Raw genomic sequence first — 15,760 nt, 5'->3', positions numbered from 1 at the left:
GACATCCCTATCAGAATATTAAAGCACCTGTTTTACTGGGTTGCTGACGGCGCCGTAATCATTAATAAAACGCCAAACAAGCGTATGGCCTGCACTTCCTGGTGGTAATGTCAGCGAGAGTTTTTCAAAGGGTTTGATCATATTGACTGGTATGTCTTTACCATCAACTGATACATCCATGATATTGATATGGATAGGATTATTATTCTGAACAATAAGTTGCCGACCTTGTTTTGACCATGCGACGTTCGCTACCGCCTTCTCAGGGATTAACGTAATAGCCGCCGGTCGCCAGAACAGTTTGATACGTGTCTTAATCGCAATTTCCAGCGAGCTGGTCTCTTTTTTACTGCTGGATGGCGGAATATTTTTTATGTTCAGCCAAAAAACGGATTCGCGATCGGTAGGCAACGTCCCGGCCATTTTAAGTACGCGTAAGACCTTTTCTTGCATTGGCTCAAGCCTGGAAACGGGTGGTATGACGGTAAAAGGCGGTTTATGTTTATCTTCTTTGTCAAAGGGGTCGACCCAGGTTTGTATCAGGTACGGCAGATCGCTCTCTTTGTTGTAAATCGATATGGTGGCATCAGGACTATCAGCCAAAAAAATGACGCGCGTGCCGCCGACAATGATGCCTGCACAGGCTATTGACGAGCTGAGACACATTGTCGCAGCCATGAATGTTTTAAATAAACGTGTAAAAGCAACCATACAGCCTCTCATTAGTTGACGCCCTTAAAATGTTTATTATTAGCAACGCGAATAAGGGCGTCTTTTAACTAATAAATGTAATTATTTCACATATTCAACGGTGAACTGAGAGTCAGCGTTAGCTGTACCTGGCGTTACGGTCGTAGAGGTTGCAATATAACGTGCAATGAATTTTAAATCGGCCTTAGTATCCACAATATCAGTTGTGGCAGAATCTTTGTATAACTCAACCTGAGAGTTGTCTGCGCGGTTATAGATACGAATCGCTACGCCCGTTGCAGTGACCGCGTCGCCTGTACCCGTAAAGTCGCCTGGCGTGCCTGTTTTTTCCGGGTTACCTATCGCCAGATCGCCATTGCCAGCTTCAGTACCGTCAAATCGAACCGATGCCTTGGTATAGGTTGGCGGGCATTTCTCCAGGCTGATAGTGAATTGCGTTGGTGCGGAGGTGCTGCCTACACCGTTGAATGCCGTTTTACTGACTTTACCTAAATCAACGTTTTGTTCTTTCGTAACGGTGGTAATTTCACAAGCGCTATCAATGATCTCACCACGGAAATGTACAGTACCATCAGATGCCAGAGCAGCACCAGATAATATGGATGAAGACAAGATTATTGCGCTGGCGATAGCATTTAGTTTCATGACAACCCCTATTAATTTTATATCGCTGATATTTTATTTATTAACCAAATAAAATGATTAAATTTGAAGCGGCGTAATATTACGATCCTAAAAACGCCTCTGACAAATAAGTTTTCCAGCTTGTAATATTTTATTTTAAGAAGGATGAATGAAATGTATCAGATTCAATCATGTTATAAATATCAGCCACAAACAATAAATGCGATATCTACTGGCAGGAGGATTATTTTAGGAATATATTAATATCTTAATAATAAACAATTATTATTTGATCGTTTTTGCAACAGCACAAGTCCAAAAAACGGAGAGCGAAAAAAATGTAACCACATGTTTTACATGAAACATTTTACGCCATAGGGTACACAAGAAAGTAAAAATGAGGCGTGTAAAGAAGTAGCAACAAATAAAAAGGCTGCCACGCAAATGGCAGCCTTTTTACAGGAAGTGATTACTCAACGGTAACCGATTTAGCCAGGTTACGTGGCTGGTCTACGTCGGTGCCTTTGATCAGCGCGACGTGATAAGCCAGCAGTTGCAGCGGTACGGTGTAGAAGATCGGCGCAATCACCTCTTCCACATGCGGCATCTCGATGATGTGCATGTTGTCGCTGCTGGCGAAACCGGCATCTTTATCCGCAAAGACGTACAGAACACCACCACGGGCGCGCACTTCTTCGATGTTAGATTTCAGTTTTTCCAGCAGTTCGTTGTTAGGTGCCACCACGATAACTGGCATATCCGCATCGATCAGCGCCAGCGGGCCATGCTTCAGCTCGCCTGCCGCATAGGCTTCAGCGTGAATATAAGAGATCTCTTTGAGCTTCAGTGCGCCTTCCAGCGCAATCGGATACTGATCGCCACGCCCCAGGAACAGGGAGTGATGTTTGTCAGAGAAATCTTCAGCCAGCGCCTCAATGCGTTTGTCCTGAGACAGCATCTGCTCAATACGGCTCGGCAGCGCCTGAAGGCCATGCACGATGTCGTGTTCAACGGAAGCATCTTGGCCTTTCAGACGCGCCAGTTTCGCCACCAGCATCAGCAGAACGGTCAGCTGAGTAGTAAACGCTTTGGTGGAAGCCACGCCGATTTCGGTACCCGCTTTGGTCATCAGCGCCAGATCGGATTCACGTACCAGCGAAGAGCCCGGCACGTTACAAATGGCCAGCGAGCCGAGGTAACCCAGTTCTTTAGACAGACGCAGCGCCGCCAGGGTATCGGCCGTTTCGCCAGACTGAGAAAGGGTGATCATCAGGCTGTTACGACGCACCGCAGATTTGCGATAGCGGAACTCAGAGGCGATTTCCACATCACACGGCACACCCGCCAGGGATTCAAACCAGTAGCGCGAGACCATACCGGAGTTGTAAGAGGTACCGCAGGCCACGATCTGAATGTGCTCGACTTTGCTCAGCAGTTCGTTGGCATTGGCGCCCAGCTCGCTCAGATCCACTTCACCATGGCTGATGCGACCAGTCAGGGTGTTTTTAATGGCGTTTGGCTGTTCGTAGATCTCTTTCTGCATGTAGTGACGGTAAGCGCCTTTGTCGCCCGCGTCGTATTGCAGGTTTGATTCGATCTCCTGACGCTTAACCTGCTCGCCTTTCGTGTCGAATACGGTCACGCTGCGACGTGTCACCTCGGCAATGTCTCCCTCTTCGAGGAAGATAAAGCGACGGGTAACCGGCAGCAGCGCCAGCTGGTCGGAAGCGATAAAGTTTTCACCCATGCCCAGACCAATCACCATCGGACTACCGGAACGCGCGGCCAGCAGCGTGGACGGGTCGCGGGAATCCATGATCACCGTACCGTAAGCACCACGTAGCTGAGGGATAGCGCGCAGCACCGCATCACGCAGTGTACCGCCCTTTGCCAGCTCCCAGTGCACCAGGTGAGCAATCACTTCGGTGTCGGTTTCAGAGACGAAGGTATAGCCGCGCGCTTTCAGTTCTTCACGCAGCGGTTCGTGGTTTTCGATAATGCCGTTATGCACGACCACGATGTGTTCAGACACATGCGGGTGTGCGTTGCCTTCAGATGGCTCACCGTGGGTCGCCCAGCGGGTATGCGCAATACCGGTGCCACCGTGCAGCGGATGTTCTTCCGCAGCCTGGGCCAGCATCTGTACTTTACCGAGACGGCGCAGACGGGTCATATGACCTTCTGCATCAACGACAGCCAGCCCGGCTGAGTCGTAACCACGGTATTCCAGACGACGTAAACCTTCGAGAAGGATTTCAGCAATATCACGCTGCGCAACTGCGCCAACAATTCCACACATAGTTATATTTCCTGATTATGGCGTTATGCCATGCGTTGTCGCTGACCTGTATTTGCCCTTTCCGGGCGCCCCGAGCCTTGTAGAGAGTGGGGTTATTTTTATGGGTACTGCTTGTGGGGGGAGGATTATGTTATCCCCTCACCCCGGCCCTCACCCCAAAGGGGCGAGGGAGAAAAACACCGCACCGAACAATCCCCTCTCCCCTGTGGGGAGAGGGTTAGGGTGAGGGGTATAAATCCGTTACTTCTGCTTCACCGGGCGTTTCCAGCCCTGCTTGCTGACCTGCGGAACGCGGCTTAACACTAGCTCGTTCTCGGCCACATCGCGCGTAACGGTTGTCCCGGCGGCAATGGTCACGCCTTTGCCCACGGTAACAGGCGCCACCAGCTGGGTATCGGAGCCTACAAACACGTCATCACCAATGATGGTTTTAAACTTATTGGCGCCGTCATAGTTACAGGTAATCGTCCCTGCACCAATGTTTACGTTGTCGCCAATTTCCGCATCGCCCAGATAGGTCAGATGACCCGCTTTAGAGCCCTTACCCAGACGCGCTTTTTTCATTTCCACGAAGTTACCTACGTGAGCACCTTCCAGCAGCTCAGCGCCCGGGCGCAGACGCGCAAATGGGCCAATCGTACAGGCCGCCTCAAGATGGGCATCTTCCACCACGCTGTACGGGCTGATTTCGCAGTCATCACCGATCGCGCTGTTTTTAATCACACAGCCGGTGCCGATTTTGACGCGGTTGCCCAGCGTGACGTTACCTTCCAGGATAACGTTAGTATCTATTTCAACGTCGCGCCCGTGGGTCAGCGTGCCACGCAGATCGAAACGCGCCGGATCGCGCAGCATAACGCCCGCGAGCAACAGCTTTTCTGCCTGCTCGGACTGGTAAATACGCTCAAGACGGGAAAGCTGGAGACGGTTGTTTACCCCGTCCGTTTCGCTGATACGCGCCGGATGAACGGCAGCAATCTCACGCCCTTCCTGGTAAGCCATCGCAATGATGTCGGTGATGTAGTATTCACCCTGCGCGTTGTTATTGTTGAGTCTGGACAGCCAGCGCTTCATATCCGCACCGTTCGCAATCAGGATGCCGGTGTTGATCTCCTGAATCTGGCGCTGTTCGTCAGTGGCATCTTTATGCTCAACAATCCCCGTCACGTTGCCGTTTTCACGCGTAATGCGGCCATAGCCGGTTGGATCGTCCAGCACGACGGTCAACAAACCGATGCCACCCTGCGGTTTGGCTTCACGCAGGCGGGTGAGGGTTTCAACGGAGATCAGCGGGACGTCGCCGTAGAGCATCAGGATATCTTCATCATCAGCGAAGAAGGGTGCAGCCTGCTGCATTGCATGACCCGTACCCAGCTGTTCTGCCTGAAGCACCCAGTTGAGATTGTCGTCACGCAGCGTTTTTTTCAGCAGATTGCCGCCATGTCCATAAACCAGATGCACCTGGCTGGCGCCTAATTCATTCGCTGCATCAATAACATGCTGAACCATTGGCTTTCCTGCCAGCGTGTGGAGCACCTTAGGCAGATCGGAATACATGCGGGTACCTTTGCCTGCGGCAAGGATCACCACGCTCATCGCACTGTTTAACATACGCATCCTGACGGTAGTTTGTGTGAGAAGTAAAAACGTTTGATGCTTAAAATTCTACATCTTTTTCATCATGAATTAAGGCCGAAAAAAAAAGCCAGCCTGGGATCCAGACTGGCTTTTGTGCTTTTCAAGCCGGTGTTACATCGCTTTTTTGGTCAACTCGATAACGCGCAGTTTCGCGATCGCTTTGGCCAGCTCCGCAGACGCCTGAGCGTAATCCACGTCACCATGAGAGCTGTTAATGTGCTCTTCAGCCTTACGCTTCGATTCCAGGGCTCGCGCTTCGTCGAGATCCTGGCCACGAATAGCGGTATCGGCCAGAACGGTCACACTGCCTGGCTGCACTTCAAGAATGCCGCCGGACAGATAGATAAACTCTTCATGACCGAACTGTTTAACGATGCGGATCATACCAGGCTTAATGGCGGTGAGCAGCGGTGCGTGACCCGGGAAAATACCCAGTTCACCTTCACTACCCGTTACCTGGATTTTCTCGACCAGACCAGAGAACATTTGTTGCTCTGCGCTGACGACGTCCAGGTGGTAAGTCATTGCCATATCACCCTCCGATTAAGGCGTTAAAGTTTTTTGGCTTTTTCCACGGCTTCTTCGATGGAACCAACCATGTAGAACGCCTGCTCTGGCAGGTGATCGTATTCGCCTTCCATGATGCCTTTAAAGCCACGGATGGTGTCTTTCAGGGAAACGTATTTACCTGGAGAACCGGTGAATACTTCCGCAACGAAGAACGGCTGGGACAGGAAGCGCTGGATCTTACGCGCACGTGCTACCACCAGTTTGTCTTCTTCAGACAGTTCATCCATACCCAGGATGGCGATGATGTCTTTCAGTTCCTGATAACGTTGCAGCAGGGACTGTACGCCACGCGCGGTGTCGTAGTGCTCCTGGCCAACAACCAGTGGATCCAGCTGACGGCTGGTGGAGTCCAGCGGGTCAACGGCCGGGTAGATACCCAGAGACGCGATCTGACGGCTCAGTACCACGGTTGCATCTAAGTGAGCAAAGGTGGTGGCTGGAGATGGGTCAGTCAAGTCATCCGCAGGTACGTATACCGCCTGAACGGAGGTGATAGAACCAGTTTTGGTAGAGGTGATACGTTCCTGAAGAACACCCATCTCTTCCGCAAGCGTAGGCTGATAACCTACCGCTGAAGGCATACGACCCAGCAGTGCAGATACTTCAGTACCGGCCAGGGTGTAACGGTAGATGTTATCAACGAACAGCAGAACGTCACGGCCTTCGTCACGGAACTTCTCAGCCATCGTCAGGCCAGTCAGCGCAACGCGCAGACGGTTTCCTGGTGGCTCGTTCATCTGGCCGTAAACCAGGGATACTTTATCCAGAACGTTGGAGTCGGTCATTTCGTGGTAGAAGTCGTTACCCTCACGAGTACGTTCACCTACGCCCGCAAACACGGAGTAACCGGAGTGCTCGATCGCGATGTTACGGATCAGCTCCATCATGTTTACGGTTTTACCTACACCCGCACCACCGAACAGACCGACTTTACCGCCCTTCGCGAACGGACACATCAGGTCGATAACTTTGATGCCGGTTTCCAGCAGTTCCTGAGAGCTGGACAGCTCTTCGTAGGAAGGTGCCGCGCGGTGGATAGCCCAACGCTCTTCTTCACCGATGTCGCCTTTCATGTCGATTGGTTGACCCAATACGTTCATGATACGACCCAGTGTTGCTTTACCTACCGGGACTTCGATCGGGTGCTCAAGGTCTTTTACTTCCAGACCACGACGCAGACCGTCGGAAGAACCCATGGCGATGGTACGCACGATACCGCCGCCGAGCTGCTGCTGAACTTCCAGCACCAGGCTCTCGTTACCATTCTGTACCTCAAGCGCGTCGTACACGCGTGGTACGGCGTCCTGAGGGAACTCGACGTCCACCACGGCGCCGATTACCTGGACAATCTTTCCAGTAGCCATCTTGAATCCTCTACGTAATTCGTAAACCTGGTTAAACCGCGGCGGCCCCCGAGACGATCTCGGTGAGTTCCTGAGTAATGCTGGCCTGACGAGCTTTGTTGTAAACCAACTGCAGCTCTTTAATCAGGCTGCCGCCATTATCGGTCGCGGCTTTCATCGCCACCATTCGTGCGGCCTGCTCGCTGGCCAGGTTTTCTACAACGCCCTGATAAACCTGAGATTCAACGTAACGACGCAGCAGGGTATCCAGCAGCGGTTTCGGATCGGGTTCATACAGGTAATCCCAGGCTTTCTGTTTCAGCTCGTCATCTTCTGATGCCGGTAACGGCAGCATCTGAGTGAGCGTAGGCACCTGAGACATGGTGTTAATAAATTTGTTGCTGACAACGTACAGTCTGTCCAGACGGCCTTCATCGTAGGCCTGCAACATCACTTTAACCGGGCCGATCAGTTCGGACAGGGACGGGTTATCACCCATACCGGTCACCTGAGCGACAATGTTGCCACCAACGGAGTTAAAGAAAGAGACGCCTTTAGAGCCAATCAGTGCCAGATCGCACTGAACGCCTTTATCGGACCAGCCTTTCATATCCGCCAGCAGTTTTTTGAACAGGTTAATGTTCAAGCCGCCACACAGACCACGGTCAGTCGACACCACCAGGTAGCCCACGCGCTTAACGTCGCGTTCTTCCAGGTAAGGGTGCTTATATTCCAGATTACCGTTTGCAAGGTGACCAATCACTTTGCGCATGGTCTCTGCATAAGGACGGCTGGCCGCCATGCGATCCTGCGATTTACGCATTTTGGAAGCGGCGACCATCTCCATCGCTTTAGTGATCTTTTGCGTGTTCTGGACGCTTGCGATCTTACTACGTATCTCTTTTGCGCCGGCCATGAGCTTCTCCTCAATGCCAGACGGCTTGTCCTGAGACAAGCCGCCGGACGATTACCAGGATTGGGTTGCTTTGAAGGAATCGAGGATAGCTTTCAGCTTGCCTTCGATTTCGTCGTTATAGCCACCGGTCTGGTTGATCTCTTGCATCAGCGGAGCGTGATCACGGTCGACGTAAGCCAGCAGAGCGGCTTCGAAGCTACCGATTTTCGCCAGTTCCACATCTTCGAGGTAACCGCGTTCAGCCGCGAACAGTACCAGGCCCTGCTGAGCAACAGACATTGGCGCGTACTGTTTCTGCTTCAGCAGCTCGGTCACTTTCTGACCGTGGCTCAGCTGTTTACGGGTTGCTTCGTCCAGATCGGATGCGAACTGAGAGAACGCAGCCAGTTCACGATACTGTGCCAGCGCGGTACGGATACCACCGGACAGTTTCTTGATGATTTTGGTCTGAGCAGCACCACCCACACGGGATACGGAGATACCCGGGTTAACCGCCGGACGAATACCGGAGTTAAACAGGTTGGTTTCCAAGAAGATCTGACCATCGGTAATGGAGATTACGTTGGTCGGAACGAACGCAGAAACGTCACCCGCCTGGGTTTCAATGATCGGCAGAGCGGTCAGAGAACCTGTTTTACCCTTCACTTCACCTTTGGTGAAGTTCTCGACGTATTCCGCGTTAACGCGGGAAGCACGCTCCAGCAGACGAGAGTGGAGGTAGAATACGTCGCCCGGGAATGCTTCACGTCCTGGTGGACGACGGAGCAGCAGGGAAACCTGACGATAAGCAACAGCCTGTTTAGACAGGTCATCGTATACGATCAGCGCATCTTCACCGCGGTCACGGAAGTATTCGCCCATTGCGCAACCGGCGTATGGTGCCAGGTATTGCAGTGCAGCAGATTCAGACGCGGTTGCTACCACAACGATGGTGTTAGACAGTGCGCCGTGCTCTTCCAGTTTACGAACCACGTTGGAAATGGTGGACGCTTTCTGGCCGATAGCCACGTACACACATTTGATGCCGGAATCACGCTGGTTGATGATGGCGTCGATTGCCATCGCGGTTTTACCGGTCTGACGGTCACCGATGATCAGTTCACGCTGACCACGACCGATTGGGATCATGGCATCAACGGACTTATAACCCGTCTGTACTGGCTGATCAACTGACTGACGGTCGATAACGCCTGGTGCGATAACTTCGATTGGGGAGAAGCCATCGTGCTCAACCGGACCTTTACCGTCGATTGGCGCACCCAGGGTGTTAACAACGCGACCCAGCAGGCCACGGCCAACCGGCACTTCCAGAATACGGCCAGTACACTTAACCTTCATGCCTTCGGCGAGGTCAGCGTATGGACCCATCACAACGGCACCTACGGAGTCGCGCTCCAGGTTCAGTGCGATAGCGTAACGGTTACCCGGCAGGGAAATCATCTCACCCTGCATACAATCGGCCAGGCCGTGGATGCGGATAACACCGTCACTTACAGAAACAATAGTACCTTCGTTGTGAGCTTCACTCACAACATTGAACTGAGCAATGCGCTGCTTGATCAGTTCGCTGATTTCGGTGGAATTCAGTTGCATGCTCCAGTCCCCTTAAGACTGCAAGACGTCTGCAAGGCGCTCAAGACGGCCGCGTACGCTGCCATCAATGACCATATCACCCGAGCGGATGATTACGCCTGCCATTACAGACTTATCGATTTTGCAATTCAGCTTAACTTTGCGTGACAGACGTTTTTCCATCGCGGCGGTGATTTTCGCAAGCTGTTCGTCACTCAGTTCAGTCGCGGAAGTTACTTCAACTTCAGCGGTAGCTTCACTAAGGGCACGTAAGTGCTCAAACTGCTCGAGAACATCCGGGAGCACACGGAGACGACCATTTTCCGCCATCACCTTAATCAGGTTCTGGCCGTTGGCATCCAGTTGCTCTCCGCACACGGCGATAAACGACGCGGCGAGGGTTTCAGGCGCTAACGCACCAGAAAGCAACTCGGCCATTTGTTCGTTTTTCGTCACCTCAGCGGCAAACGCCAGCATATTCTGCCAGCGATCGACATTTTGGTGTTCGACAGCAAAGTCAAAAGCTGCTTTGGCGTAGGGGCGAGCTACCGTAACAAATTCAGACATCAGCCCCTCCCTCCTTACAGTTCAGCGACAAGTTTGTCCACGATGTCGCTGTTAGCAGCTTCATCCACGGAACGTTCGATGATCTTCTCGGCGCCAGCAACAGCCAGAATCGCAACCTGCTTACGCAGTTCTTCACGAGCACGTTTACGCTCAGCTTCAATTTCAGCCTGAGCCTGTGTCACGATCTTAGTACGTTCCTGTTCTGCTTCAGCTTTGGCTTCGTCCAGGATCTGAGAACGGCGTTTGTTAGCCTGTTCAATGATTACCTGAGCTTCAGCTTTCGCTTTTTTCAGCTGGTCTGTCGCGTTGGCCTGTGCAAGGTCCAAATCTTTCTTAGCGCGTTCTGCGGAAGCCAGACCGTCAGCAATTTCTTTCTGACGTTTTTCGATGGCAGCCATTAAAGGCGGCCATACATACTTCATGCAGAACCAGACAAAGAGAATAAACGCGATGGCCTGGCCGAGGATTGTTGCGTTCATGTTCACAGCACAATACCTCTTAAATTTCTGTGGCTTGGGGTTTTAAAACAACTACTACGCGACAGCAAACATCACGTACAGACCCAGACCTACAGCGATCATTGGGATTGCATCCACCAGACCCATAACGATAAAGAACTGAGTACGCAGCAGAGGAATCAGATCAGGTTGACGCGCTGCGCCTTCCAGGAATTTGCCCCCGAGGATGCCGATACCGATCGCAGCACCGATAGCCGCCAGACCCATCATCACAGCGGCAGCCATGTACAGCAGATCCATATTCAGGTTTTCCATGACAGTCTCCAGTTTGTTTCAATTAAAACGTAGTAGTGTTGGTAAAAAATCAGTGCTCTTCAGACGCCATCGACAGATAGACGATCGTCAGAACCATGAAGATAAAGGCTTGCAGCGTAATGATCAGGATGTGGAAAATGGCCCATGGCACATTCAGAATCCACTGTGACCACCACGGCAGAAGACCCGCGATCAGAATGAAAATCAGCTCACCCGCATACATGTTGCCGAACAGTCGCAGACCCAGTGAAACAGGTTTGGACAGCAGGCTAACGCCTTCCAGGATCAGGTTGACCGGAATAAACGCCCAGTGGTTGAACGGCTGCAAGGTAAGCTCTTTCACAAAGCCGCTTACGCCTTTCATTTTGATGCTGTAGAACAGAATGAGGATAAATACGCCCAGCGCCATCGACAGGGTGATGTTCACGTCGGCAGACGGAACCACGCGCAGTGCAGGCAGGCCGAGTACGTGCTCACCGATCCAAGGTAAGAAATCGATAGGCAGGAGGTCCATCAGGTTCATCAGGAAGACCCAAACGAACACGGTCAGGGCCAGCGGAGCAATCAGTTTGCTCTTACCATGGTACATGTCTTTCACGCTGCCATGGACGAAGCCGATGATCATCTCGATGAACGTCTGGAATTTCCCTGGAACACCGCTGGTCGCCTTTTTAGCAACGCTACGGAACATGGCCAGGAACAGAAGACCCAAAACCACCGAGAAGAACATGGAGTCGATGTTGATCGTCCAGAAGGTGGCCGGGGGGTTATGTGGATCCACCAGCGAGAATGTACGCAGGTCCAGCTGAAGGTTATTCAGATGGTGACCTATGTAATCCTGCGGCGTCATATTTTCTGAAGCCATGATGCCTTTTACCCTTTGTTATTGATTACAGCTGGAGCCAGAACTTGTACCACCAGCACCAAAACCCACGTTGCTATCAGCGGCATGAATACCACTTTCAAAACCGCCAGCGCCATCACCAGTAGAGCAAAGGTCAGCAACACCTTACACACTTCGCCGAGAGCGAAGGACCAGGCCACGCGGCCTTTGGCAGGTGTATGCGCCTGATGACGCCAGGCAAAAATCATAAACAACACGTTTGGCAGAACCACCGCCAAACCTCCGCACGCGGCGGAGATGCCCCAGAAGGGGTCTTTGAGGCTAAACAGCAGTCCACTTGCTATCACAGCCAGAAACTGAATGAACAGAAGCTTACGAGCAACGTTTCTACTCAAGAGCGACACAGACATCACGTTTTTACTCCTGCTCCCTTCGAGGTATGCCGCGTGTCGTATAAAACGTCCTTTAAGGCTCAGAGTCAAGCATCAAAAAGCGGTCAAATTATACGGTGCGTACCCGTGATTTCAAACATTAAGTAGCGAAAAGGTGAATAAATGTTTAAATATTTTTCCCCAGTCCTATTTTTCAACTTTTGACCCAAGCGTTGACCTTCAGGCAAAACTGCAAACAGCGCGGAAACGTTGGTGATAAAGCGTGCACGAGATCACAAAATACACATTTGCGATAAAATGGTATTTATCAAAGACGTAAAACGATTAATTTCATCTGCATGAAATTAAAGCAAAAAAACCGCAACTATTTTTAAAACAGAGCCGTATACAACAAAAACCTTTTATTGACATTCTTAATAAATATTTAACATTCCATTCTTGTTGCTTTTACCCACTTTTAGCAGACTGATAATTTCATGGTTGACTATCCTCTGAGTGAACGAATCACGTCAGGTTAACCATAAGAAAATCCATGGTAACAACAAGGTTAAATTAACGACGACCAAATCAGACTGGATGTGCTGCTTTTTAACACGATCAGAACAGCACAAATTCCACATTTTTTATTAATTTTTTAAAAAGTGTTTGGCTTAATTATCACCAGATGACGCTCACCTTCGAGCTGAGGGATCTGGAGTTTCTCAATGGATTCGACAACAAAACCGTCCGGAAGCTGCTCGATTTCGTCCCCCGGAAGTTGCCCTTTCAGCGCATAAAAACGCCCCTTCTCCGCTGGCAGGTGTTTGCACCAGCTCACCATGTCATTGAGTGAGGCAAACGCGCGGCTGATAACACCGTCAAACGGTGGCTCTGCCGGGAACTCCTCTACCCTGCTCTGTACGGGCGTAATGTTTTCCAGCTTCAGCTCATGCTGAACCTGGCGTAAAAAGCGTACGCGCTTGCCCAGGCTGTCCAGCAGCGTGAAATGACTCTCCGGTCGAACAATAGACAACGGAACGCCCGGCAAGCCCGGACCGGTGCCCACATCGATAAAACGTTCACCGTTCAGATACGGCGCCACGACGATGCTATCGAGAATATGGCGAATCAGCATCTCGTTGGGATCGCGTACGGAGGTGAGGTTGTACGCTTTATTCCATTTGTTCAGCATATCGACATAGGCCACCAGCTGATTTTTCTGGTGATCGGTGAGCGAAATACCTGCCTGTTCCAGCAGACGAGAGAGTTTATTGAGCACGGTGGATACCTGTTGAGAAACTTAAGTGGCGGGTGGCGCTTCGCTAACCCGCCCTACGGGTTCAGTAGGCCCGGTAAGCGCAGCGCCACCGGGCTATTTACAGAGCATTACGCGCTACGGCGCAGCATGCCCTGCTTTTTCAGCCACACCAGCAGAATCGAAATCGCGGCAGGTGTGACGCCAGAGATACGTGAGGCCTGGCCAATCGATACAGGTTTGTGATCGTTCAGCTTAGCGATCACTTCGTTGGAAAGGCCCGTCACCTGACGGTAGTCCAGCATTTCCGGCAGCAGCGTGTTTTCGTTGCGCTGCTGTTTTTCGATCTCATCCTGCTGACGCGCGATGTAGCCTTCGTACTTCACCTGAATTTCGACCTGCTCGGCCGCTTCAGCGTCTTCAAGGCCCGGTGCGAACGCCGTCAGTTTGACCAGATTCTCGTAGGTGACTTCAGGACGGCGCAGCAGATCTTCCCCACTGGCTTCGCGCGACAGCGGTGCTGTTAAGTGAGCATTCACTTCAGCAGCAGTTTCCGCCTGCGGATTCACCCAGGTGGTTTTCAGGCGCTGACGTTCCTGTTCAATGCGTTCCAGCTTCTCGTTGAAGCGCGCCCAGCGCTCGTCATCCACCAGACCCAGCTCGCGGCCCACCTCGGTCAGACGCAGATCGGCATTGTCTTCGCGCAGCATCAGGCGATATTCCGCACGAGAAGTAAACATGCGGTACGGTTCTTTGGTCCCCAGCGTGCAGAGATCGTCGACCAGAACGCCCAGGTAAGCCTGAGAACGCGCCGGTGCCCAGCCCTCTTTCTCGGCAGAGAAGCGAGCGGCGTTCAGACCGGCCAGCAGCCCTTGCGCGGCAGCTTCTTCGTACCCGGTGGTGCCGTTAATCTGGCCTGCGAAGAACAGACCCTGGATGAATTTGCTTTCCAGCGTCGGCTTCAGGTCACGCGGATCGAAGAAATCGTACTCAATAGCGTAGCCAGGACGAACGATCTTCGCGTTTTCCATGCCCTGCATTGAACGCACAATCTGCATCTGCACGTCGAACGGCAGGCTGGTGGAGATGCCGTTCGGGTAAATTTCGTTAGATGTCAGCCCTTCCGGTTCGAGGAAGATCTGGTGCTGATTACGATCGGCAAAGCGCATCACTTTGTCTTCGATAGACGGGCAATAACGCGGGCCGATCCCTTCGATCACACCAGCATACATTGGGCTGCGATCGAGATTATTGCGGATCACGTCATGGGTTTTTTCATTGGTGTGCGTGATGTAGCACGGCACCTGCTGCGGATGTTGCCCCGCATTGCCCATGAACGAGAACACCGGCATCGGGTTATCGCCGTGCTGCTGTGCCAGCACGCTGAAATCAATGGTGCGCGCATCAATACGCGGTGGCGTGCCGGTTTTCAGGCGGCTTACGCGCAGCGGCAGCTCACGCAGACGACGAGATAACGGAATTGACGGCGGATCGCCAGCACGACCACCGCTGTAATTGTCCAGACCAATATGGATTTTACCGTCCAGGAATGTCCCGACCGTCAGCACCACCGCTTTTGCGCGGAATTTGAGACCCATTTGGGTCACGGCGCCAACAACACGATCGTTCTCCACGATAAGATCTTCTACCGCCTGCTGGAAGATCATCAGGTTCGGTTGGTTTTCCAGCGCGGTGCGCACAGCCTGACGGTAAAGCACACGGTCTGCCTGTGCACGGGTGGCGCGAACAGCCGGACCTTTACTCGCGTTTAGTATCCTAAACTGGATGCCTGCATGATCGATCGCTTTCGCCATCAGGCCGCCAAGTGCATCCACTTCTTTTACCAGGTGTCCTTTCCCAATGCCGCCAATCGCCGGATTACAGGACATTTGTCCCAGCGTGTCGATATTGTGTGTCAAAAGCAGGGTCTGCTGACCCATTCGCGCTGCGGCCATTGCGGCCTCAGTGCCTGCGTGACCCCCGCCAATGATGATGACGTCAAAAGGATCCTGATAAAACATGGTGGTCTGCCTCGCGTAAAGCGGTATGAAAATGGATTGAAGCCCGGGCCGTGGATTCTACTCAACTTTAGTCTTTCGAGAAAGCATTGGGATCCTGGGCTATTAAAAAGAAGATCTTTTTATTTAGAGATCTGTTCTATTGTGATCTCTTATTAGGATCGCAGACCTTTGTGGATAAGTCCGATCCCATAAATAAGATCATGCAGTTAGGAAGGATCGTTTGCTGTGAATGATCGGTGATCCTGGACCGTATAAG

The 15,760-nt window shown here is 51.9% G+C and carries 15 protein-coding genes; all 15 read right to left on the bottom strand.

Annotation, left to right across the window (positions count from 1 at the left end):
* Positions 1–18 precede the first annotated feature (18 nt).
* Positions 19–711, bottom strand: a complete 693-nt coding sequence (locus DD597_RS19390; protein WP_044596304.1) for a fimbrial chaperone — start codon at positions 709–711, stop codon at positions 19–21.
* Between the two features lie 81 nt (positions 712–792).
* Entirely contained in the window at positions 793–1,356 is a 564-nt protein-coding gene (locus DD597_RS19385) for a chaperone-usher fimbrial major subunit (RefSeq protein WP_023315071.1), read from the bottom strand.
* A 448-nt stretch (positions 1,357–1,804) separates the two neighbouring features.
* On the bottom strand, positions 1,805–3,634 hold the full coding sequence (gene glmS / locus DD597_RS19380; protein WP_023315070.1) for a glutamine--fructose-6-phosphate transaminase (isomerizing): 1,830 nt from the start codon (positions 3,632–3,634) through the stop codon (positions 1,805–1,807).
* A 240-nt stretch (positions 3,635–3,874) separates the two neighbouring features.
* On the bottom strand, positions 3,875–5,245 hold the full coding sequence (gene glmU, locus DD597_RS19375; protein WP_022652099.1) for a bifunctional UDP-N-acetylglucosamine diphosphorylase/glucosamine-1-phosphate N-acetyltransferase GlmU: 1,371 nt from the start codon (positions 5,243–5,245) through the stop codon (positions 3,875–3,877).
* Positions 5,246–5,383: 138 nt separating this feature from the next.
* The gene (locus DD597_RS19370) at positions 5,384–5,803 is read right to left on the bottom strand and encodes a F0F1 ATP synthase subunit epsilon (RefSeq protein ID WP_003862360.1); all 420 of its coding nucleotides are present in this window, start codon (positions 5,801–5,803) and stop codon (positions 5,384–5,386) included.
* Between the two features lie 20 nt (positions 5,804–5,823).
* Positions 5,824–7,206: a F0F1 ATP synthase subunit beta gene (atpD, locus tag DD597_RS19365; RefSeq protein ID WP_003862362.1), complete on the bottom strand. Its 1,383-nt coding sequence runs from the start codon at positions 7,204–7,206 to the stop codon at positions 5,824–5,826.
* A 31-nt stretch (positions 7,207–7,237) separates the two neighbouring features.
* The gene (gene atpG / locus DD597_RS19360; RefSeq protein ID WP_003862364.1) at positions 7,238–8,101 is read right to left on the bottom strand and encodes a F0F1 ATP synthase subunit gamma; all 864 of its coding nucleotides are present in this window, start codon (positions 8,099–8,101) and stop codon (positions 7,238–7,240) included.
* A 51-nt stretch (positions 8,102–8,152) separates the two neighbouring features.
* On the bottom strand, positions 8,153–9,694 hold the full coding sequence (gene atpA / locus DD597_RS19355; RefSeq protein ID WP_003862367.1) for a F0F1 ATP synthase subunit alpha: 1,542 nt from the start codon (positions 9,692–9,694) through the stop codon (positions 8,153–8,155).
* A 12-nt stretch (positions 9,695–9,706) separates the two neighbouring features.
* On the bottom strand, positions 9,707–10,240 hold the full coding sequence (atpH, locus tag DD597_RS19350) for a F0F1 ATP synthase subunit delta (protein WP_003862369.1): 534 nt from the start codon (positions 10,238–10,240) through the stop codon (positions 9,707–9,709).
* 14 nt (positions 10,241–10,254) lie between these two features.
* The gene (gene atpF, locus DD597_RS19345; RefSeq protein WP_003862370.1) at positions 10,255–10,725 is read right to left on the bottom strand and encodes a F0F1 ATP synthase subunit B; all 471 of its coding nucleotides are present in this window, start codon (positions 10,723–10,725) and stop codon (positions 10,255–10,257) included.
* Positions 10,726–10,773: 48 nt separating this feature from the next.
* On the bottom strand, positions 10,774–11,013 hold the full coding sequence (gene atpE, locus DD597_RS19340; protein ID WP_000429386.1) for a F0F1 ATP synthase subunit C: 240 nt from the start codon (positions 11,011–11,013) through the stop codon (positions 10,774–10,776).
* A gap of 49 nt (positions 11,014–11,062) precedes the next feature.
* Entirely contained in the window at positions 11,063–11,878 is an 816-nt protein-coding gene (gene atpB, locus DD597_RS19335; protein WP_003862373.1) for a F0F1 ATP synthase subunit A, read from the bottom strand.
* An 8-nt stretch (positions 11,879–11,886) separates the two neighbouring features.
* Positions 11,887–12,267 (bottom strand): F0F1 ATP synthase subunit I, encoded by a 381-nt coding sequence (gene atpI, locus DD597_RS19330; protein ID WP_003862375.1) that lies wholly within the window; start codon positions 12,265–12,267, stop codon positions 11,887–11,889.
* Between the two features lie 616 nt (positions 12,268–12,883).
* On the bottom strand, positions 12,884–13,507 hold the full coding sequence (gene rsmG, locus DD597_RS19325) for a 16S rRNA (guanine(527)-N(7))-methyltransferase RsmG (RefSeq protein ID WP_003862377.1): 624 nt from the start codon (positions 13,505–13,507) through the stop codon (positions 12,884–12,886).
* A 107-nt stretch (positions 13,508–13,614) separates the two neighbouring features.
* The gene (gene mnmG, locus DD597_RS19320) at positions 13,615–15,504 is read right to left on the bottom strand and encodes a tRNA uridine-5-carboxymethylaminomethyl(34) synthesis enzyme MnmG (protein ID WP_048241620.1); all 1,890 of its coding nucleotides are present in this window, start codon (positions 15,502–15,504) and stop codon (positions 13,615–13,617) included.
* Between the last annotated feature and the right edge of the window lie 256 nt (positions 15,505–15,760).

It is taken from the genome of Enterobacter cloacae complex sp. 677-3DZ2D5B, assembly GCF_004136695.1.
Classification (GTDB): domain Bacteria; phylum Pseudomonadota; class Gammaproteobacteria; order Enterobacterales; family Enterobacteriaceae; genus Enterobacter; species Enterobacter hormaechei_C.
This window is presented reverse-complemented; position numbering and strand designations above follow the sequence as displayed.